Below are 21,011 nucleotides of genomic sequence, written 5' to 3' on the forward strand. Positions count from 1 at the left end.
AAGTAAGAAGGCAAAAGTAAAACACACATTTGTATCGCTTTTTTAATTTTTCTCTCTTTTAATAAAAAGAGAAACCAAAGACATGATTGTCTTATAGAGACGAATAAATTCGTCCATAGGTTAAGTTAGAAAGGGCGCACGGTGGATGCCTTGGCACTAGGAGCCGATGAAGGACGGGACTAACACCGATATGCTTCGGGGAGCTGTAAGTAAGCTTTGATCCGGAGATTTCCGAATGGGGAAACCCACTGTTCGTAATGGAACAGTATCTTTACCTGAATCCATAGGGTATTGAAGGCAGACCCGGGGAACTGAAACATCTAAGTACCCGGAGGAAGAGAAAGCAAATGCGATTCCCTGAGTAGCGGCGAGCGAAACGGGATTAGCCCAAACCAGAAGGCTTGCCTTCTGGGGTTGTAGGACACTCAACATGGAGTTACAAAGGAACGGGGTAAATGAAGTGGTCTGGAAAGGCCCGTCAGAGAAGGTAAAAACCCTGTAGTTGAAACTTCGTTCCCTCCTGAGTGGATCCTGAGTACGGCGGGACACGTGAAATCCCGTCGGAAGCTGGGAGGACCATCTCCCAAGGCTAAATACTCCCTAGTGACCGATAGTGAACCAGTACCGTGAGGGAAAGGTGAAAAGCACCCCGGAAGGGGAGTGAAAGAGATCCTGAAACCGTGTGCCTACAAGTAGTCAGAGCTCATTAATGAGTGATGGCGTGCCTTTTGTAGAATGAACCGGCGAGTTACGATTACATGCAAGGTTAAGTCGAGAAGACGGAGCCGCAGCGAAAGCGAGTCTGAATAGGGCGAATAAGTATGTGGTTGTAGACCCGAAACCAGGTGATCTACCCATGTCCAGGGTGAAGGTAGGGTAACACCTACTGGAGGCCCGAACCCACGCACGTTGAAAAGTGCGGGGATGAGGTGTGGGTAGCGGAGAAATTCCAATCGAACCTGGAGATAGCTGGTTCTCTCCGAAATAGCTTTAGGGCTAGCCTCACGAAGTGAGAGTCTTGGAGGTAGAGCACTGTTTGGACTAGGGGCCCTCATCGGGTTACCGAATTCAGACAAACTCCGAATGCCAATGACTTATCCGTGGGAGTCAGACTGCGAGTGATAAGATCCGTAGTCAAGAGGGAAACAGCCCAGACCACCAGCTAAGGTCCCAAAGTATACGTTAAGTGGAAAAGGATGTGGAGTTGCTTAGACAACCAGGATGTTGGCTTAGAAGCAGCCACCATTTAAAGAGTGCGTAATAGCTCACTGGTCGAGTGACTCTGCGCCGAAAATGTACCGGGGCTAAACGTATCACCGAAGCTGTGGGTGGACATCTTACGATGTCCGCGGTAGGAGAGCGTTCTAAGGGCGTTGAAGCTAGACCGTAAGGACTGGTGGAGCGCTTAGAAGTGAGAATGCCGGTATGAGTAGCGAAAGATGGGTGAGAATCCCATCCACCGTATGCCTAAGGTTTCCTGAGGAAGGCTCGTCCTCTCAGGGTTAGTCGGGACCTAAGCCGAGGCCGAAAGGCGTAGGCGATGGACAACAGGTTGATATTCCTGTACCACCTCTTTATCGTTTGAGCAATGGGGGGACGCAGGAGGATAGGGTAAGCGCACTGCTGGATATGTGCGTCTAAGCAGTTAGGCTGGTAACGAGGCAAATCCCGTTACCACATAAGGCTGAGCTGTGATAGCGAGGGAAATATAGTACCGAAGTTCCTGATTCCACACTGCCAAGAAAAGCCTCTAGCGAGATAAAAGGTGCCCGTACCGCAAACCGACACAGGTAGGCGAGGAGAGAATCCTAAGGTGAGCGAGAGAACTCTCGTTAAGGAACTCGGCAAAATGACCCCGTAACTTCGGGAGAAGGGGTGCTTTTTAGGGTGTTAAAGCCTTGAAAAGCCGCAGTGAATAGGCCCAGGCGACTGTTTAGCAAAAACACAGGTCTCTGCGAAGCCGCAAGGCGAAGTATAGGGGCTGACGCCTGCCCGGTGCTGGAAGGTTAAGAGGAGAGGTTAGCTCACGCGAAGCTTTGAATCGAAGCCCCAGTAAACGGCGGCCGTAACTATAACGGTCCTAAGGTAGCGAAATTCCTTGTCGGGTAAGTTCCGACCCGCACGAAAGGCGTAACGATCTGGGCACTGTCTCAACGAGAGACTCGGTGAAATTATAGTACCTGTGAAGATGCAGGTTACCCGCGACAGGACGGAAAGACCCCGTGGAGCTTTACTGCAGCCTGATATTGAATTTTGGTACAGCTTGTACAGGATAGGTAGGAGCCTTGGAAGCCGGAGCGCCAGCTTCGGTGGAGGCGTCGGTGGGATACTACCCTGGCTGTATTGAAATTCTAACCCGCACCCCTGATCGGGGTGGGAGACAGTGTCAGGTGGGCAGTTTGACTGGGGCGGTCGCCTCCTAAAATGTAACGGAGGCGCCCAAAGGTTCCCTCAGAATGGTTGGAAATCATTCGCAGAGTGTAAAGGCACAAGGGAGCTTGACTGCGAGACCTACAAGTCGAGCAGGGACGAAAGTCGGGCTTAGTGATCCGGTGGTTCCGCATGGAAGGGCCATCGCTCAACGGATAAAAGCTACCCCGGGGATAACAGGCTTATCTCCCCCAAGAGTCCACATCGACGGGGAGGTTTGGCACCTCGATGTCGGCTCATCGCATCCTGGGGCTGTAGTCGGTCCCAAGGGTTGGGCTGTTCGCCCATTAAAGCGGTACGCGAGCTGGGTTCAGAACGTCGTGAGACAGTTCGGTCCCTATCCGTCGTGGGCGCAGGAAATTTGAGAGGAGCTGTCCTTAGTACGAGAGGACCGGGATGGACGCACCGCTGGTGTACCAGTTGTCTTGCCAAAGGCATCGCTGGGTAGCTATGTGCGGACGGGATAAGTGCTGAAAGCATCTAAGCATGAAGCCCCCCTCAAGATGAGATTTCCCATAGCGTCAAGCTAGTAAGATCCCTGAAAGATGATCAGGTTGATAGGTCAGAGGTGGAAGCGCGGTGACGTGTGGAGCTGACTGATACTAATCGATCGAGGACTTAACCAAAATGAAAGTTATTTTCGCAATGCGAAAAAACTTTGATACAAATCTTTACTTTTACTTCTTACACATTATCTAGTTTTGAGGGAACAAAGATTTTTGCGTCAGCAAAATATCTATTCCTTAATTAAATAGTCTGGTGGCGATAGCGAGAAGGTCACACCCGTTCCCATGCCGAACACGGAAGTTAAGCTTCCCAGCGCCGATGGTAGTTGGGGGGGTCCCCCTGTGAGAGTAGGACGTTGCCAGGCTAGCCTGAAAAGGCTCATAGATTAATTAATAAATATGGCCCCTTGGTCAAGCGGTTAAGACACCGCCCTTTCACGGCGGTAACACGGGTTCGAATCCCGTAGGGGTCACCATAGTTTTTTCTCGATAGAGAAAATAACTTTCCTTATTATTAAACAAGTCAAAACCATTTACATTATTTCGGAGGATTAGCTCAGCTGGGAGAGCATCTGCCTTACAAGCAGAGGGTCGGCGGTTCGATCCCGTCATCCTCCACCATGATTTTTTCACTAAGTGAAATAACCATCAAGACTTGCCGGCCTAGCTCAATTGGTAGAGCAACTGACTTGTAATCAGTAGGTTGGGGGTTCAAGTCCTCTGGCCGGCACCACTTTTCAATGAACAAATTTGAAGAGCCACTAGCTCAGTTGGTAGAGCAGATTGCTCACTTCGCTGAATTGCTTCTTAGGCAATCTGCGAGGAAGACCGTAAGGTCTTTCGAGCATCGTAGATGCGTTACCAGTGAAAACTTTTGGGCAGTTCCATGTACTATTAATCATTTAGAGCCATTAGCTCAGTTGGTAGAGCATCTGACTTTTAATCAGAGGGTCGAAGGTTCGAGTCCTTCATGGCTCATAAAAGTTTTTCTCCCCTGGGAAAATAACTTTCAATATGCGGGTGTGGCGGAATTGGCAGACGCACTAGACTTAGGATCTAGCGCCGCAAGGCGTGGGGGTTCGACTCCCTTCACCCGCACCAAGTCTTTACTTAATGAAGTTAATATTTGCGGAAGTAGTTCAGTGGTAGAATACAACCTTGCCAAGGTTGGGGTCGCGGGTTCGAATCCCGTCTTCCGCTCCATTAATTTGCCGGGGTGGCGGAACTGGCAGACGCACAGGACTTAAAATCCTGCGGTAGGTGACTACCGTACCGGTTCGATTCCGGTCCTCGGCACCATAATTGTTTTTATGAAAATAACTATTAAAATGCGCCCGTAGCTCAATTGGATAGAGCGTTTGACTACGGATCAAAAGGTTAGGGGTTCGACTCCTCTCGGGCGCGCCATTATGACGGGAAGTAGCTCAGCTTGGTAGAGCACTTGGTTTGGGACCAAGGGGTCGTAGGTTCGAATCCTGTCTTCCCGACCATCCTATAATGTAGTGGGGCCTTAGCTCAGCTGGGAGAGCGCCTGCTTTGCACGCAGGAGGTCAGCGGTTCGATCCCGCTAGGCTCCACCAACAAATAATGAAGAAAATATGGCGGTGTAGCTCAGCTGGCTAGAGCATTCGGTTCATACCCGAAAGGTCGTGGGTTCGACTCCCTCCGCCGCTATTGCATTTTTGGAGGAATACCCAAGTCCGGCTGAAGGGATCGGTCTTGAAAACCGACAGGCGGGTCAAACCGCGCAGGGGTTCGAATCCCCTTTCCTCCTCCATTATTTCATCTATACTATTATCGCGGGGTGGAGCAACGAGCGTTACTTCATCGAATATTCTGCGAGTTGTACCGATTGAGCTGCATCTTGAATAGGCTTTCTGAAATCGGGACAGTCATTGCTCACTATGAGCATAGTAAAATAATCTTATATATTATTATCGCGGGGTGGAGCAGTCCGGTAGCTCGTCGGGCTCATAACCCGAAGGTCGCAGGTTCAAATCCTGCCCCCGCAACCAATTTTTTTGTAAACTTTAAAATGGTCCGGTAGTTCAGTTGGTTAGAATGCCTGCCTGTCACGCAGGAGGTCGCGGGTTCGAGTCCCGTCCGGACCGCCATTTATAATTATTTGTATGATATTAAGGCTCAGTAGCTCAGTCGGTAGAGCAATGGACTGAAAATCCATGTGTCGGCGGTTCGATTCCGTCCTGAGCCACCTTTATGCGGAGGGGTAGCGAAGTGGCTAAACGCGGCGGACTGTAAATCCGCTCCTTCGGGTTCGGCGGTTCGAATCCGTCCCCCTCCACCATTAATAACTAATAAAATGATTATGGCGGTTGTGGCGAAGTGGTTAACGCATCGGATTGTGGTTCCGACACTCGTGGGTTCGATTCCCATCAATCGCCCCATAGATATTAAAAATTAGTGCGGGTGTAGTTTACTGGTAAAACCTCAGCCTTCCAAGCTGATGTAGTGGGTTCGATTCCCATCACCCGCTCCATTATTATGTTATGGGCCTATAGCTCAGCTGGTTAGAGCGCACGCCTGATAAGCGTGAGGTCGGTGGTTCGAGTCCACTTAGGCCCACCATTTTGTTATTTTAGATTTTCCGCAGTAGCTCAGTGGTAGAGCATTCGGCTGTTAACCGAACGGTCGTAGGTTCGAATCCTACCTGCGGAGCCAGTATACATTCTTTATTGCTGGAAAAAAATTATAATTGATATGTCAATTATAATACGATATTATAATAAAGTGGCTTCTGAGACACAAGAAAAAGATTGTTCTTTGAAAACTAAACAAACAAGCGTCAACAAACAATATTTATCATGTTTCTTCTATTAATATAGAAAAGCATGAGCCAACGTTTTATTTTATGAGCTAATCACTCTTTATTGGAGAGTTTGATCCTGGCTCAGGACGAACGCTGGCGGCGTGCCTAATACATGCAAGTCGAGCGGATCTTTGGGAGCTTGCTCCCAAAGATTAGCGGCGGACGGGTGAGTAACACGTGGGCAACCTGCCTGTAAGACTGGGATAACTCCGGGAAACCGGGGCTAATACCGGATAATTCATTCTCTCTCATGAGGGAATGCTGAAAGACGGTTTCGGCTGTCACTTACAGATGGGCCCGCGGCGCATTAGCTAGTTGGTGAGGTAACGGCTCACCAAGGCCACGATGCGTAGCCGACCTGAGAGGGTGATCGGCCACACTGGGACTGAGACACGGCCCAGACTCCTACGGGAGGCAGCAGTAGGGAATCTTCCGCAATGGACGAAAGTCTGACGGAGCAACGCCGCGTGAGCGATGAAGGCCTTCGGGTCGTAAAGCTCTGTTGTTAGGGAAGAACAAGTACCGGAGTAACTGCCGGTACCTTGACGGTACCTAACCAGAAAGCCACGGCTAACTACGTGCCAGCAGCCGCGGTAATACGTAGGTGGCAAGCGTTGTCCGGAATTATTGGGCGTAAAGCGCGCGCAGGCGGTCCTTTAAGTCTGATGTGAAAGCCCACGGCTCAACCGTGGAGGGTCATTGGAAACTGGGGGACTTGAGTGCAGAAGAGGAGAGTGGAATTCCACGTGTAGCGGTGAAATGCGTAGAGATGTGGAGGAACACCAGTGGCGAAGGCGACTCTCTGGTCTGTAACTGACGCTGAGGCGCGAAAGCGTGGGGAGCGAACAGGATTAGATACCCTGGTAGTCCACGCCGTAAACGATGAGTGCTAAGTGTTAGAGGGTTTCCGCCCTTTAGTGCTGCAGCAAACGCATTAAGCACTCCGCCTGGGGAGTACGGCCGCAAGGCTGAAACTCAAAGGAATTGACGGGGGCCCGCACAAGCGGTGGAGCATGTGGTTTAATTCGAAGCAACGCGAAGAACCTTACCAGGTCTTGACATCCTCTGACAACTCTGGAGACAGAGCGTTCCCCTTCGGGGGACAGAGTGACAGGTGGTGCATGGTTGTCGTCAGCTCGTGTCGTGAGATGTTGGGTTAAGTCCCGCAACGAGCGCAACCCTTGTCCTTAGTTGCCAGCATTCAGTTGGGCACTCTAAGGAGACTGCCGGTGACAAACCGGAGGAAGGTGGGGATGACGTCAAATCATCATGCCCCTTATGACCTGGGCTACACACGTGCTACAATGGATAGAACAAAGGGCAGCGAAGCCGCGAGGTCAAGCAAATCCCATAAATCTATTCTCAGTTCGGATTGCAGGCTGCAACTCGCCTGCATGAAGCCGGAATCGCTAGTAATCGCGGATCAGCATGCCGCGGTGAATACGTTCCCGGGCCTTGTACACACCGCCCGTCACACCACGAGAGTTTGTAACACCCGAAGTCGGTGGGGTAACACTTTTAGTGAGCCAGCCGCCTAAGGTGGGACAGATGATTGGGGTGAAGTCGTAACAAGGTAGCCGTATCGGAAGGTGCGGCTGGATCACCTCCTTTCTAAGGATAATGCCGTAAGGGCATTCGGAATGCGAATCTTTCGATTCGTAATGTTTGACTGCTTGTTTGTTTAGTTTTGAGAGTGCAATTCTCTCAAAGCTTTTTAATTTGTTCCTTGAAAACTAGATAATCGTAAGTAAGAAGGCAAAAGTAAAACACACATTTGTATCGCTTTTTTAATTTTTCTCTCTTTTAATAAAAAGAGAAACCAAAGACATGATTGTCTTATAGAGACGAATAAATTCGTCCATAGGTTAAGTTAGAAAGGGCGCACGGTGGATGCCTTGGCACTAGGAGCCGATGAAGGACGGGACTAACACCGATATGCTTCGGGGAGCTGTAAGTAAGCTTTGATCCGGAGATTTCCGAATGGGGAAACCCACTGTTCGTAATGGAACAGTATCTTTACCTGAATCCATAGGGTATTGAAGGCAGACCCGGGGAACTGAAACATCTAAGTACCCGGAGGAAGAGAAAGCAAATGCGATTCCCTGAGTAGCGGCGAGCGAAACGGGATTAGCCCAAACCAGAAGGCTTGCCTTCTGGGGTTGTAGGACACTCAACATGGAGTTACAAAGGAACGGGGTAAATGAAGTGGTCTGGAAAGGCCCGTCAGAGAAGGTAAAAACCCTGTAGTTGAAACTTCGTTCCCTCCTGAGTGGATCCTGAGTACGGCGGGACACGTGAAATCCCGTCGGAAGCTGGGAGGACCATCTCCCAAGGCTAAATACTCCCTAGTGACCGATAGTGAACCAGTACCGTGAGGGAAAGGTGAAAAGCACCCCGGAAGGGGAGTGAAAGAGATCCTGAAACCGTGTGCCTACAAGTAGTCAGAGCTCATTAATGAGTGATGGCGTGCCTTTTGTAGAATGAACCGGCGAGTTACGATTACATGCAAGGTTAAGTCGAGAAGACGGAGCCGCAGCGAAAGCGAGTCTGAATAGGGCGAATAAGTATGTGGTTGTAGACCCGAAACCAGGTGATCTACCCATGTCCAGGGTGAAGGTAGGGTAACACCTACTGGAGGCCCGAACCCACGCACGTTGAAAAGTGCGGGGATGAGGTGTGGGTAGCGGAGAAATTCCAATCGAACCTGGAGATAGCTGGTTCTCTCCGAAATAGCTTTAGGGCTAGCCTCACGAAGTGAGAGTCTTGGAGGTAGAGCACTGTTTGGACTAGGGGCCCTCATCGGGTTACCGAATTCAGACAAACTCCGAATGCCAATGACTTATCCGTGGGAGTCAGACTGCGAGTGATAAGATCCGTAGTCAAGAGGGAAACAGCCCAGACCACCAGCTAAGGTCCCAAAGTATACGTTAAGTGGAAAAGGATGTGGAGTTGCTTAGACAACCAGGATGTTGGCTTAGAAGCAGCCACCATTTAAAGAGTGCGTAATAGCTCACTGGTCGAGTGACTCTGCGCCGAAAATGTACCGGGGCTAAACGTATCACCGAAGCTGTGGGTGGACATCTTACGATGTCCGCGGTAGGAGAGCGTTCTAAGGGCGTTGAAGCTAGACCGTAAGGACTGGTGGAGCGCTTAGAAGTGAGAATGCCGGTATGAGTAGCGAAAGATGGGTGAGAATCCCATCCACCGTATGCCTAAGGTTTCCTGAGGAAGGCTCGTCCTCTCAGGGTTAGTCGGGACCTAAGCCGAGGCCGAAAGGCGTAGGCGATGGACAACAGGTTGATATTCCTGTACCACCTCTTTATCGTTTGAGCAATGGGGGGACGCAGGAGGATAGGGTAAGCGCACTGTTGGATATGTGCGTCTAAGCAGTTAGGCTGGTAACGAGGCAAATCCCGTTACCCTGAAGGCTGAGCTGTGATAGCGAGGGAAATATAGTACCGAAGTTCCTGATTCCACACTGCCAAGAAAAGCCTCTAGCGAGATAAAAGGTGCCCGTACCGCAAACCGACACAGGTAGGCGAGGAGAGAATCCTAAGGTGAGCGAGAGAACTCTCGTTAAGGAACTCGGCAAAATGACCCCGTAACTTCGGGAGAAGGGGTGCTTTTTAGGGTGTTAAAGCCTTGAAAAGCCGCAGTGAATAGGCCCAGGCGACTGTTTAGCAAAAACACAGGTCTCTGCGAAGCCGCAAGGCGAAGTATAGGGGCTGACGCCTGCCCGGTGCTGGAAGGTTAAGAGGAGAGGTTAGCTCACGCGAAGCTTTGAATCGAAGCCCCAGTAAACGGCGGCCGTAACTATAACGGTCCTAAGGTAGCGAAATTCCTTGTCGGGTAAGTTCCGACCCGCACGAAAGGCGTAACGATCTGGGCACTGTCTCAACGAGAGACTCGGTGAAATTATAGTACCTGTGAAGATGCAGGTTACCCGCGACAGGACGGAAAGACCCCGTGGAGCTTTACTGCAGCCTGATATTGAATTTTGGTACAGCTTGTACAGGATAGGTAGGAGCCTTGGAAGCCGGAGCGCCAGCTTCGGTGGAGGCGTCGGTGGGATACTACCCTGGCTGTATTGAAATTCTAACCCGCACCCCTGATCGGGGTGGGAGACAGTGTCAGGTGGGCAGTTTGACTGGGGCGGTCGCCTCCTAAAATGTAACGGAGGCGCCCAAAGGTTCCCTCAGAATGGTTGGAAATCATTCGCAGAGTGTAAAGGCACAAGGGAGCTTGACTGCGAGACCTACAAGTCGAGCAGGGACGAAAGTCGGGCTTAGTGATCCGGTGGTTCCGCATGGAAGGGCCATCGCTCAACGGATAAAAGCTACCCCGGGGATAACAGGCTTATCTCCCCCAAGAGTCCACATCGACGGGGAGGTTTGGCACCTCGATGTCGGCTCATCGCATCCTGGGGCTGTAGTCGGTCCCAAGGGTTGGGCTGTTCGCCCATTAAAGCGGTACGCGAGCTGGGTTCAGAACGTCGTGAGACAGTTCGGTCCCTATCCGTCGTGGGCGCAGGAAATTTGAGAGGAGCTGTCCTTAGTACGAGAGGACCGGGATGGACGCACCGCTGGTGTACCAGTTGTCTTGCCAAAGGCATCGCTGGGTAGCTATGTGCGGACGGGATAAGTGCTGAAAGCATCTAAGCATGAAGCCCCCCTCAAGATGAGATTTCCCATAGCGTCAAGCTAGTAAGATCCCTGAAAGATGATCAGGTTGATAGGTCAGAGGTGGAAGCGCGGTGACGTGTGGAGCTGACTGATACTAATCGATCGAGGACTTAACCAAAATGAAAGTTATTTTCGCAATACGAAAAACTTTGATACAAATCTTTACTTTTACTTCTTACACATTATCTAGTTTTGAGGGAACAAAGATTTTGCGTCAGCAAAATATCTATTCCTTAATTAAATAGTCTGGTGGCGATAGCGAGAAGGTCACACCCGTTCCCATGCCGAACACGGAAGTTAAGCTTCTCAGCGCCGATGGTAGTTGGGGGCTTCCCCCTGTGAGAGTAGGACGTTGCCAGGCACAATGAAAAAGCAGCTGATATATTCAGCTGCTTTTTGTTTTCCCTCCTTTTTGTTGTGAATCGAATTCTTTCTTAATTAACCTTTAATCTAACGATAATGTAAAAATCAAGATAGGAAACATATATTTGTACGATTTGCACATTATAGGATAAATGAATAATCTCTACTTGTTAAAGTGAGGGCTTACGATGAAAAGGTTTATTCTAATCATTTCAAGTATATTTTTCTTTTTTTCTCCACTTTCAATTTTTGCTCAACAAGAAATTCCGATTTTAGTTTATCATTCAATTGCCGAATACACTGGTCAAGGTTCAAAAGAGTTATTTGTAACTCCCAAAAATTTTGAGGAGCAAATTGACTATCTACGAAAAAGTGGGTTTACCCCTTTAACGTTTGAGCAATGGCAAAACATCCATCAAGTAAACAAACCCATTTTTATAACCTTTGATGACGGCTATAAAAATAATCTTAATGCGTTACAGATCTTTGAAAAACTACAGACGAGTAATTTTAAGCCAGTGGGAACAATTTTTGTGATATCCGATTTTATTAATCGCCCGAACCGCTTATCGAACGATGATTTACGAGCTATGGTGAACTCTGGTTTATTCTCTATCCAGTCTCATACCGCAACGCATCCGGATTTAACAAAAATTACTGATTACGTTTACGAACTAAAAGGTTCAAGAGATAAAATCTCTCAAATAACCGGTCAACCTGTTATTGCCCTTTCTTATCCATATGGAAACTTTAATGACAAGGTTGTAGATGAAACTAAGAAGTATTACACCTTCGGGCTTACGACAACTCCTGCGAAGTATTCAGAGGAGGGGATTGAGAATGAACCACTCCTCTTACCAAGAATTTATATCAAGCATTCAACAAGCCTTGATGAGTTTGCTAAGATTGTTGAGGGAGATTAAATAATTTGTTAAAGAAGAGAATGAGTTCATAATGAATTCATTCTTTTTGATATTTCCTTTGCTTTACCACATAAATTTATCACTTAATTTCAAGAAGGATGTCAATAAGAAGAAAATATGTTTAACCTTAAGTTGTGTATAATAAATATTTGAGAAACCTTTCACATAAATTACCTAGCGGTAGCACGTATGATTGATGTATATTAATAGAATGGTGTTATTATGTTTCTTATCTGGTTCTACTTTTTAATTTGTAAGGAGTGATATAATATTGTTGTATAAGTTTAATAAGCGACTGGAAAAGTTAATGCCGATCATCACTCCTGTTAGTGTTATTATAGGGGTTTTATTTGCAAACTTTTTTATCGAATTTACCCATTTAATCCCTTGGATTTTTGCTTTTATTACGTTTGCTGGTAGTCTAGGCTCTAATTTCTCCTCCTTTAAGGAAACGTTAAAGCATCCACTACCATTGTTTGTTATCCTTATTATTCTTCATATTTTAATGCCTGTTTGGGCATGGAGCGTCGGGCATTTTACCTTTGATGGCGATGTTGAGACGATAACTGGTCTTGTTCTAGGAATGGCAATCCCTACTGGAATATCAAGTATGATCTGGGTGACTATTTATCGTGGCAACATCCCATTAACTTTGTCTATTATTCTACTTGATACTTTCCTTTCTCCTTTTATCGTTCCATTTACGTTGTCGATACTGGTAGGGGGAAGAGTGGATATGGACGTCTATAGTATGATGAGTGGACTATTTTTAATGGTTGTACTTCCTTCCATTCTTGGGATCCTGGTTAATCAATTTACTCATGGGAAAGCCAAAGAGAAACTAAGCCCCAAATTAGCACCATTTTCAAAGCTAGGTTTAGGACTTGTTGTTATGATTAATGGATCAGCTGTTGCTCCTTACTTACGGGAAATTGATATAAAATTGATTATGATTACGGTCACAGTCTTTTTTATTGCTTTTACAGGTTATTTATTTTCATTTGTAATTGGAAAATTGATTAAGGGAGATCGAGATACGGTTGTAGCTTTAACCTTTACTGGTGGAATGAGAAATATTAGTGCGGGAGCGGTATTAGCTGTTTCATACTTTCCAGCTGCAGTAGCTGTACCAGTGGTTATCGGCATGTTATTTCAACAAGTTTTAGCATCAATTTATGGATTTTTAGTAGACCGTCATTTTAATAGGCAAATACTTGCCAAGACTCATTCGGCATAATCAATAGATTTATAAGAAATACTTAATCACTATACAAGTTTGTTGTAATTCACTATGATTGAATAGATAAAAAGAATATCACATGAAGAATGTAGTAGAGTAGTATTTAAATTGATTACAAATTGACACTGCTATTTTGATTGTTGTATACTATTTTCATATTTAATTTAATATTCTCCTAAAGGGGAGTAGCTTTTACAGCAAGGTCGTCATTACGGAGCATTTGCTCTCGGCTTTGTTGGCAACTAAAGTTGTTAGCAAGACCTTTACCAATTGATAGTAAGAATTGGAAAAGGTCTTTTTATTTTATATTACAAAGGCTCTTACTATCTCGGAAAGGCCTTTTTTATACAAAAAGGATCTTAATTATCCCTGTTACCGGAGGTAGGTACTAATGCTTTACTATAAAACATATGAATTGGGGCCGAGCCATGATTGGGCAGTCTTTGTCCATGGAGCAGGAGGAAGTTCAACTATTTGGTATAAACAAATTAAAGAATTTAAGAAGCATTTCAATGTGTTAATAATGGATTTAAGAGGGCATGGTAAATCTAATAATAGTACGAAAACAAAGCGGCCATATTCATTTCATGAAGTGAGTCTGGATATTATTGAAGTATTAAACCATTTAAAAATAAAATCTGCCCACTTTATTGGAATCTCACTAGGAACAATTTTAATTCGAAATATTGCTGAAGTGGAGCCGGGTAGAATCAAATCAATGATTCTAGGTGGAGCGGTCATACGCTTGAACACGCGTGTGAAGGCATTGATGTTTTTGGGGAATATCACAAAAACAATCATTCCATATATGTGGCTATATAAATTATTCGCGTGGTGTTTAATGCCTAAAAAGAGGCATGGGCATTCTCGTTTACTCTTCGTTGAACAGGCGAAGAAGCTATGTCAAAAGGAGTTTATAAGATGGTTTAAATTAACGAAGGATGTGTCCCCGTTATTAGTCCGGTTTGAAGATAGACCAGTCAATATTCCAACTTTATATATTATGGGAAACGAAGACTATATGTTCCTTCTTCCAGTAAAGGAAGTTGTTAAGAAATTAAAGAATGCTAGTTTGACAATTATTGAGGACAGTGGCCATGTTTGCAATGTTGACCAAGCGCAAAAGTTTAATGAAATATCATTACAATATTTAAAAAAGTATACTTGAAAATTGAAAAGGCTAAATATAAAATTTCTGAGTATCTCCAGGCACTATCAAGAAATCAAAATGTAAAAAAAGACGGTTAGGATAAAAGAGAGTCAAAGCGTTTTATATTTGCTTTGACTCTCTTTTGTATTCGGAGAGATGCTATAATCCTAGCGAAATGTATTTCACCTCTAAAAATTCTTCTATCCCGTGATGTCCACCTTCTCGTCCTAACCCACTTTGTTTAAAGCCTCCAAATGGACTTTGCGGTACAGAGGGAAGACCATCGTTAAGGCCGATAATTCCATATTCTAATACTTCGGTTATTCGAATGCCACGGGTAATGTTCTCTGTAAATACATAAGCTGCCAGTCCATAATCTGAATCATTGGCGCGAGTAATGGCTTCTTCTTCTGTTTTAAAAGTAGTGACTGGTGCAACAGGTCCAAATGTTTCTTCCATCATACACTTCATGTTATCTTCGACATTTGTTAGAACAGTTGGTTCAAAATATAGGTTCTCGATTAATTTACCGCCTGTTTGAACCTTTGCTCCTTTATTTACCGCATCCTCTATTTGTAGGGCAACCTTAGAGATAGCCGCCGTATCAATCAATGGTCCGAGATCCACCCCATCTTCTAGCCCATTTCCAACCCGTAATTGTTGGGTTTGTTCCACAAGTTTTGATGTAAATGCTTGTTCAATGGATTCGTGGACATAGATACGATTTGAGCAAACACAAGTTTGTCCGGCATTTCTAAATTTGGAAGCAATCACACCATTTACTGCTTTCTCAAGGTCAGCATCCTCCATGACAATAACAGGAGCATGGCCACCAAGCTCGAGAGAAACCTTTTTGACTGTATCTGCAGCACCTCTCATTAATAGCTTTCCGACTTCAGTTGACCCTGTAAAAGTCAGTTTGCGAACCCGTTTGTCTTCTAACCATGATTGTCCTATTGCTTGTGCATCACCGGTTACTACATTAATCACTCCGTTAGGAAATCCTGCTTGTTCAGCTAATTGAGCTAACTTAAGTGCTGTCAGAGGGGTCTGCTCAGCAGGTTTGACGACTACGGTACATCCGGCTGCTAATGCAGGTGCGATTTTTCTGGTAATCATCGCTGCTGGAAAATTCCAAGGGGTAATCGCAGCAACGACTCCAACAGGCTGTTTCTGAACAAACAATCTTTTGTTTTTTACAGAGGCCGGAATGGTCTCGCCATAGATGCGTTTGCCTTCTTCTGCATACCATGCTACAAACCCATTCGCATAGGAAATTTCGCCTAAGGCCTCATTTAAAGGCTTTCCTTGTTCCATGGTCATCATTTTTGCTAGCTCTTCTTTGTTCTCGTCAATTAATTTATGCCATTTCCAAATGATCTCTGAGCGTTCGTAGGCCGTATAAGCTGACCAAGTTTTGAAAGCTTCATAGGCTGCATCTGTTGCTTGCTCTGCCTCAAGTGCACCGCCGTTTGGCACGGAGGCAATACATTCAGAAGTAGCAGGATTTGTCACTTCAAACGTTTCAAGCTCTTTTCCAGTCCACTGGCCATTAATATATAATAAATATTTTTCCAATTATATTCCTCCTTACGCAAATCGCAGTGTAGCGCTGTTATTCAGATTTTAACATAGCTTCTTCTAATAAGCAGACTGATAGATTTCCTCTATTTCATCAGTGGACAAAACTCGAGGATTATTTTTTAATAGTCTTGTTATTTGGGAGGCGTCCTCGGCCATACTGCGGATAGCATCCTCGGGGATGTTAAAATTCCTTAACCCCTTTGGAATATTCACGTCTGCGCATAGATTCCTCATTGCTGCAACGGCTATGTTCGCAGCCTCTGTATCGGCAAGACCGTTCGTAATCGCACCTAAGGCCTCGGCAATATCACGGAACCTTTCTGGACAAGCTATTTTATTCCATTCCATCACATAAGGTAAGAGAAGAGCATTGCTGACACCGTGTGGAATATGGTAACGCCCCCCAAGAGGATAGGCTAAAGCATGTACCGCACCAACTCCGGCGTTTCCAAAAGCCATACCAGCCATTAGACTAGCCGTAGCCATATTTTCCCTTGCTTCAATATGATTAGGGTTAGCATAGGCTTTTGGTAGATTCTTAGCGATCATTTTCATCGCACCAAGGGCTAAGGAATCTGTGATGGGGGAGGCATTAATAGAAATATAGGCTTCGATGGCATGAACGAGTGCATCAACCCCACTTGCGGCTGTAACAGACTTAGGCATGGTAAGGGTCATTTCCGGTGACACAATAGCAACGTCAGGGAGAAGATGATCACTAACAATTCCCTTTTTTAATTGCGCTTCGGTATCGGAAAGAATGCTAATATTGGTTACTTCAGACCCAGTACCTGCTGTGGTTGGAATCGCAATGATGGGTGCCCCTTTCTCGGGAACTAAGTCTGTTCCAAACAATTCTTCAATGGCGCCATCAAAAGGAGAATAAGCTGATACAGCTTTAGCGATATCAATCGCACTACCACCACCTAATGCAATAAATCCATCATGTTGACCAGATATAAACACCTCTTTGCATTCTGCCACTAATGATACCTCGGGCTCAGGCTTTACTCCGGTATACATTCCATAAGGGTGCTCTTGCAAAAGCTTGGTTACTTTTTCAACAACCCCAATTTTTAATAAAATTTGATCCGTTACAATCAAAGGATTTTTCATCCCTAACCGTATTGTCTCTTCTAATAGTTTTTCAGTTGCGCCTTTACCTGTGATTAGTTTATTGGCACTTTTAAAAGTTGACACATGATTCACTTTTGTTCGCTCCTTTCATATAGCTTGCTCATGTCTAGTTTCTTGATTGTCTTTGTACCCATTCTACAATATCTATTCACAATGAGAGTGAAAATTGAAATAATTTTGTAAAAAAATTGCAAAAAAATGGTTTATAGGCAGGAATACTTCGTTCATATGCGAAATAAAATAAGTGAATGTAAATAAATTCCTTTGGGGATAACCGGTAAATCCTAAGGATGTATGAACTATATAGAAATCCGGGGTGGGGGTAAAAATGGGGAAATATTCATGGGGAATTACAGCTATATTGGTTTGTAGTTTAGTAGGTTTAACAGGCTGTGCGACAGAAACGGTGAAGGAAGAAGAGTCGAAACCGGAAGAGACAGAGCAGCTAGAAGAAGAGAATCCCATCGAGATTGTCCAAATTGACGAACCAGCAGCAGTTCCGGTACATGTGAATGTAATTGAACCTAACACAAACGAAGTCTTAAGAACAATTGTGCCCGAAGTACTAGGCTTTGGGACGGAAGATGAAAAATATAAGAACGAACTTGCAGATTGGGCAAGTAAGTTAGCAAGAGGGACGGAGTCGGAACCAGGGTATGATCAAAGGAATATTCCAGACCGGCTTGATGAGAATGGCAATATCATTAAGGGAAGACCAACGGTTGTTCTTGAGGAAGCTGAGTTAGTAGAAAGCATCTTAAATGCTTCTGAAGAGGGCGGGGATGTTGAGCTACCCCTTTATGTAACAGAAAGTAAATACAAGGAAGAGGATGTCGCTAAATTAAGCGAAGTAGTCGTTGCTTCGTATACCACCTATTTTAATCGTAACGTAACGGGGAGAAATAAAAATATTGAGCTTTCCGCAAAGGCCATTGATAATGTGATTCTTGGGGTTGGCGATCATTTCTCTTTTAATGATACAGTTGGTCCAAGTGACGCTGAGCATGGATATCAACCAGCCCAAGAAATCGTAAATAAAAAATTGGTCATGGGCATTGGCGGGGGAATTTGCCAAACGTCCTCAACCTTATTTAATGCCGTAGATAAAATTGGTGTTGATTATGTGGAATGGCATCATCATTCCCTTTCAGTTGGCTATGTTCCGGAAGGAAGAGATGCCACAGTCTCATACGGAGGCAAGGACTTCCGCTTTCTAAATACAACCGGAGTTCCAATATTACTGAACGCAAAGTACGGAGATGGCACCTTAACAGTAGAGGTAAGTACATCAAAAGAATACGCAGAGGTTATGAAACAAAGCGTATAAAATAATGAAAGTGCCTGACCTATAACAAGTTAGGCACTTTTTCATATTCAGAATTACCGTTTCTTAAACCACATTTAAAAGCTTCCCAAATGGCACCTTTGGTTTATACTGATCCGGTATCAACCAATAAACATAAGGTTTCACCTCTAGCTCTTCGTATAAAAATCCGGTTACATCTGTAACGTATAAAACCGTTTCGATTTCTTGCTCATTTGCCCACTCAAAAACCTCAGTATAGGAAGATTTCCCATGAGAAAAATACTTGATTCCAGTTGCCTCTTTAATCTTTTCGATGGTTCGAATTTTGAAATCTGCTTGTAACAGTGTCGCTTCAGGATTCATTTCCCCAACAAATTTAATTACATTTTCAACAACTTCATGATCGGTTTGCTTGCTAGAAGTGTCAATTACCAAAGCAAGCTTTTTGTCTTTATTATTTTGCATAATTTTTAGCAATTCCCTTTGCCATCTCATATAAAAAGGGCCCCCTTTCGCGTCAACGAGATTATTATCTCTTGAGCGAAGGGAACCTATTACTACTTTTTTAGTTAATAAAAAACATAAAATAAACGAAAATGGAGATTCTATTTTTCATTAGTTGATTCAATAAATTTATTCGTTATTTTGTTTTTATCATAAAAGCTCAAATAACCAAGGTTGTTCTTGGTTTTGATTAAATCTCCATCCTCCAAAGGGAGGTAACGAATCTCTTCAGACCATATTGATGCTTGTGTCGAGGAAATGGGGGTGGATAATGTTTGATATAAAGAATATTCTGCGTCACAGCTCCGGTAGATAGATGATGACCTAGAATTATTCTCGAAAAACCAAACCGCACTCTTAAGCAGGAGACCCGGTAAGCCTGAAAAGGTTGGGTTGTTTAGCGGACTACTAGTGAATTGGATTAGTGTCATATCTCTGCCATCTTGATAGATATGTGAAAGGGCGGAAGAGGCTGTATGAGCATCTCCCGATAAAATAATACAAATGCTTGGGTTCCATTGAGAGATGGTTCGCAGAAACCGGGTGAACCCGCGCCCGTTATATTTCCAAGCTTCCATATCAAAAAGGGTCTTGATAGGGATTCCGACTAATTTCAAAGGTGCAATAAAGTTGTGAAGGAACGTTTCAATAAGATCAATACCATAAAAAGGAACCGGAGATACAACCACTAGAGGACTTCCTTGTTTCCATCCACTTTTCTTCAATTGATTTGTTAAATGCTTCCACGCTTCCCCACTTAAGAGTTCTGGACCCTCAATGGTGTGTTTAATCTTTGCCCTAATTGATTTCTGGTTGGAAGGTTCAGGGTAGGTTCTTTGTGTTCTGGTATCGAGGAATACTGTTGTTGGTGTCGTAGGAGCGATAAAGGACCATGAGTTAAACTCCCATAGTAATTTTGTCCACTTATCATACGTTTTTTGCTTGAATTTCTTTGAAGATAATTGCTTTTTCATCATTGAAAGGAATTGGTGGTCGAATTGTTCGGGTGAATTTCCCCAGCCTTGAAATGCCCAGTAAGCTACTAATCCATTGGCAATGACATGCCTTCCGAGAGGAGCCTGCCAAACACCCTCTCTCCAGCTCTGTGAAATATTCCAATCATCCGTCAAATCATGGTCATCAAATATCATATAGGTAGGGATATTAGCAAGTAACCTTCGGACTTGTGGTAGAGTTTTCCTAAAGTTATTAATCTGCTTTTCCTGTTCATCAAATTTTAATTCCTGCCGAGCTTTTGTATAGGTCTCAAAATTGTCGATTTCATCCCTAACTGTATATTGGAAAAAATGCTGATTATTTTGCACGAGCTTTTTAAATGACGACTTATCGAACAGGTCCCAGACTTGTGGACTCCAGGATAATAAGTACATTGCCGCATATTCACCAAAAGTGATGAGATGATTATCACTTTTCCTGGAGGTGAAATGGCATAACTCATCCATAATTGGCTTCCTGCCATGAACCTTAAACAAATTCGATTTATAAGGCTCTTTTTCTAAGCGATCGTCAAGAACAGACAATGGTGGTTCGTAATGGCCAATCAACTCTATTCCGAGCTCAAAAAGGTAAGGGGCAATTGGGTCAGGCACATCATCGGCGTAAATTTGATCTCCTACCAAAAACAGTGATCCGGGCCTATTTTCAAGATTAAGATAGGTCTCCCAAATGGCTTCATCTCCTGCTGCCAAAGCATCTTCGCCATCTCCATGTGGTTTTCGACATGATCCATAAAGAATCGGGCTTTCCTTTTCAGTAATATAAAAGCTCGGATATTCTAATCCCCCATACACGATTGATTCTGGATTTTCAGGAGATAATAAACCTTCACTACCTAAATCCATTTGCTTTTCATCTTCTAAAAAGAAAAGGTTATAGCCTAATAGAGTTTCAGTAGGAAATGCCACTTCCTGTGGTTCTATTTTAATTAAATGAATATATAGTTTTTTTCCTAGTTGAATGGAAGTAGTATTGGTTTGGTTGTTTATGAGGTCGTACTGAAAGGGATTGTTTCCTGAGCCTCCGTTGATTTCATATAAATTCGCATCTATTTTAAAAGGGCGGCTTGTCGCAATCCAAATATAAACTTGGTGTTTTTCAACACGCCTTAATATCGGACCAGATAAAACGGCTGGTAATTTCATCGTATATCACAGCTCCAATATACTTGGTTATCGTCAGTTAATGGGAAGGACACTTATCCCATAAGGGTAGATATCTCTAACCATCCTATTCAACCTAAAGAGCGCTTGTGTTGAAATATCATGGTTTTGAATATGGTGTATTTTGGTTGTGTAGTAAGCTCTAATTTATATATTTCACCAATTATTCTGATTGTTAA

The 21,011-nt window shown here is 44.5% G+C and carries 8 protein-coding genes, 20 tRNA genes and 5 rRNA genes; 29 read left to right on the forward strand and 4 right to left on the reverse strand.

The genetic code is table 11. The annotated features are described in order from the left end of the window. The first annotated feature begins 118 nt into the window (after positions 1-118). The 28 genes from LG336_RS10875 to LG336_RS11010 all read left to right on the forward strand — a co-directional run bounded on the left by LG336_RS10875 (position 119) and on the right by LG336_RS11010 (position 14,139). Positions 119-3,056, forward strand: a 23S ribosomal RNA gene (locus tag LG336_RS10875). A gap of 129 nt (positions 3,057-3,185) precedes the next feature. Further along, a 5S ribosomal RNA gene (rrf, locus tag LG336_RS10880) occupies positions 3,186-3,301 on the forward strand. Positions 3,302-3,337: 36 nt separating this feature from the next. Then, positions 3,338-3,412: transfer RNA gene (locus LG336_RS10885), tRNA-Glu, on the forward strand. Positions 3,413-3,481: 69 nt separating this feature from the next. Continuing rightward, a tRNA-Val gene (locus LG336_RS10890) sits at positions 3,482-3,557 on the forward strand. Positions 3,558-3,593: 36 nt separating this feature from the next. Beyond that, positions 3,594-3,669 (forward strand) — tRNA-Thr (locus LG336_RS10895). 172 nt (positions 3,670-3,841) lie between these two features. Further along, a tRNA-Lys gene (locus LG336_RS10900) sits at positions 3,842-3,914 on the forward strand. Between the two features lie 38 nt (positions 3,915-3,952). Continuing rightward, positions 3,953-4,037 (forward strand) — tRNA-Leu (locus LG336_RS10905). Between the two features lie 27 nt (positions 4,038-4,064). Next, a tRNA-Gly gene (locus LG336_RS10910) sits at positions 4,065-4,139 on the forward strand. Between the two features lie 7 nt (positions 4,140-4,146). After that, positions 4,147-4,235, forward strand: a tRNA-Leu gene (locus LG336_RS10915). 31 nt (positions 4,236-4,266) lie between these two features. Next, positions 4,267-4,343 (forward strand) — tRNA-Arg (locus tag LG336_RS10920). A gap of 6 nt (positions 4,344-4,349) precedes the next feature. Next, a tRNA-Pro gene (locus LG336_RS10925) sits at positions 4,350-4,426 on the forward strand. A 14-nt stretch (positions 4,427-4,440) separates the two neighbouring features. Continuing rightward, positions 4,441-4,516 (forward strand) — tRNA-Ala (locus LG336_RS10930). Between the two features lie 20 nt (positions 4,517-4,536). Then, a tRNA-Met gene (locus LG336_RS10935) sits at positions 4,537-4,610 on the forward strand. A gap of 10 nt (positions 4,611-4,620) precedes the next feature. Beyond that, a tRNA-Ser gene (locus LG336_RS10940) sits at positions 4,621-4,713 on the forward strand. A 161-nt stretch (positions 4,714-4,874) separates the two neighbouring features. Further along, a tRNA-Met gene (locus tag LG336_RS10945) sits at positions 4,875-4,951 on the forward strand. Between the two features lie 22 nt (positions 4,952-4,973). After that, positions 4,974-5,050, forward strand: a tRNA-Asp gene (locus tag LG336_RS10950). Between the two features lie 25 nt (positions 5,051-5,075). Then, positions 5,076-5,148, forward strand: a tRNA-Phe gene (locus tag LG336_RS10955). Positions 5,149-5,157: 9 nt separating this feature from the next. Beyond that, positions 5,158-5,241 (forward strand) — tRNA-Tyr (locus LG336_RS10960). Between the two features lie 24 nt (positions 5,242-5,265). Beyond that, positions 5,266-5,341, forward strand: a tRNA-His gene (locus tag LG336_RS10965). Positions 5,342-5,359: 18 nt separating this feature from the next. Next, a tRNA-Gly gene (locus LG336_RS10970) sits at positions 5,360-5,433 on the forward strand. A 12-nt stretch (positions 5,434-5,445) separates the two neighbouring features. Beyond that, positions 5,446-5,522 (forward strand) — tRNA-Ile (locus tag LG336_RS10975). 18 nt (positions 5,523-5,540) lie between these two features. Continuing rightward, positions 5,541-5,615, forward strand: a tRNA-Asn gene (locus LG336_RS10980). A 206-nt stretch (positions 5,616-5,821) separates the two neighbouring features. Continuing rightward, a 16S ribosomal RNA gene (locus LG336_RS10985) occupies positions 5,822-7,374 on the forward strand. A gap of 252 nt (positions 7,375-7,626) precedes the next feature. Further along, a 23S ribosomal RNA gene (locus LG336_RS10990) occupies positions 7,627-10,563 on the forward strand. 127 nt (positions 10,564-10,690) lie between these two features. Continuing rightward, positions 10,691-10,806: ribosomal RNA gene (gene rrf, locus LG336_RS10995) — 5S ribosomal RNA — on the forward strand. Together the 16S, 23S and 5S rRNA genes with 20 tRNA genes alongside form the textbook arrangement of a ribosomal RNA operon. Positions 10,807-10,996: 190 nt before the next feature. Then, the gene (locus LG336_RS11000; protein ID WP_404332567.1) at positions 10,997-11,731 is read left to right on the forward strand and encodes a polysaccharide deacetylase family protein; all 735 of its coding nucleotides are present in this window, start codon (positions 10,997-10,999) and stop codon (positions 11,729-11,731) included. A gap of 271 nt (positions 11,732-12,002) precedes the next feature. Further along, positions 12,003-12,968: a bile acid:sodium symporter family protein gene (locus LG336_RS11005; RefSeq protein WP_404332568.1), complete on the forward strand. Its 966-nt coding sequence runs from the start codon at positions 12,003-12,005 to the stop codon at positions 12,966-12,968. Between the two features lie 394 nt (positions 12,969-13,362). After that, positions 13,363-14,139, forward strand: a complete 777-nt coding sequence (locus LG336_RS11010) for an alpha/beta fold hydrolase (RefSeq protein WP_404332569.1) — start codon at positions 13,363-13,365, stop codon at positions 14,137-14,139. A gap of 141 nt (positions 14,140-14,280) precedes the next feature. On the opposite strand, the gene LG336_RS11015 is transcribed toward LG336_RS11010, so the two are convergent. Both LG336_RS11015 and LG336_RS11020 read right to left on the reverse strand, forming a co-directional pair. Further along, positions 14,281-15,699, reverse strand: coding sequence for an NAD-dependent succinate-semialdehyde dehydrogenase (locus LG336_RS11015; protein WP_404332570.1), 1,419 nt, complete (start codon positions 15,697-15,699; stop codon positions 14,281-14,283). Positions 15,700-15,762: 63 nt separating this feature from the next. After that, positions 15,763-16,914, reverse strand: coding sequence for an iron-containing alcohol dehydrogenase (locus LG336_RS11020; protein ID WP_404332571.1), 1,152 nt, complete (start codon positions 16,912-16,914; stop codon positions 15,763-15,765). A gap of 256 nt (positions 16,915-17,170) precedes the next feature. Here LG336_RS11020 and LG336_RS11025 point away from each other — a divergent pair, with 256 nt between their 5' ends. Then, positions 17,171-18,169 (forward strand): VanW family protein, encoded by a 999-nt coding sequence (locus tag LG336_RS11025; protein WP_404332572.1) that lies wholly within the window; start codon positions 17,171-17,173, stop codon positions 18,167-18,169. Between the two features lie 63 nt (positions 18,170-18,232). Here the strand turns inward: LG336_RS11025 and LG336_RS11030 are convergent, their stop codons facing one another. Next, complete coding sequence (locus tag LG336_RS11030) at positions 18,233-18,643, reverse strand: VWA-like domain-containing protein (RefSeq protein ID WP_404332573.1); 411 nt, start codon at positions 18,641-18,643, stop codon at positions 18,233-18,235. A gap of 110 nt (positions 18,644-18,753) precedes the next feature. Then, positions 18,754-20,814 carry a hypothetical protein gene (locus LG336_RS11035; RefSeq protein ID WP_404332574.1) on the reverse strand — a complete coding sequence of 687 codons (2,061 nt, stop codon included), beginning with the start codon at positions 20,812-20,814 and terminating at the stop codon, positions 18,754-18,756. Positions 20,815-21,011: the final 197 nt, after the last annotated feature.

This window comes from Mesobacillus maritimus (genome assembly GCF_044803185.1).
Classification (GTDB): Bacteria; Bacillota; Bacilli; order Bacillales; family Cytobacillaceae; genus Mesobacillus_B; species Mesobacillus_B maritimus_B.

Bases quoted from the DNA above. Each gene is read 5' to 3' on its own strand.
- LG336_RS11000 (WP_404332567.1), top strand. From the start codon at position 10,997: ATGAAAAGGTTTATTCTAATCATTTCAAGTATATTTTTCTTTTTTTCT.
- LG336_RS11010 (WP_404332569.1), top strand. From the start codon at position 13,363: ATGCTTTACTATAAAACATATGAATTGGGGCCGAGCCATGATTGGGCA.
- LG336_RS11025 (WP_404332572.1), top strand. From the start codon at position 17,171: ATGGGGAAATATTCATGGGGAATTACAGCTATATTGGTTTGTAGTTTA.
- LG336_RS11030 (WP_404332573.1), bottom strand. From the start codon at position 18,643: ATGAGATGGCAAAGGGAATTGCTAAAAATTATGCAAAATAATAAAGAC.
- LG336_RS11035 (WP_404332574.1), bottom strand. From the start codon at position 20,814: ATGAAATTACCAGCCGTTTTATCTGGTCCGATATTAAGGCGTGTTGAA.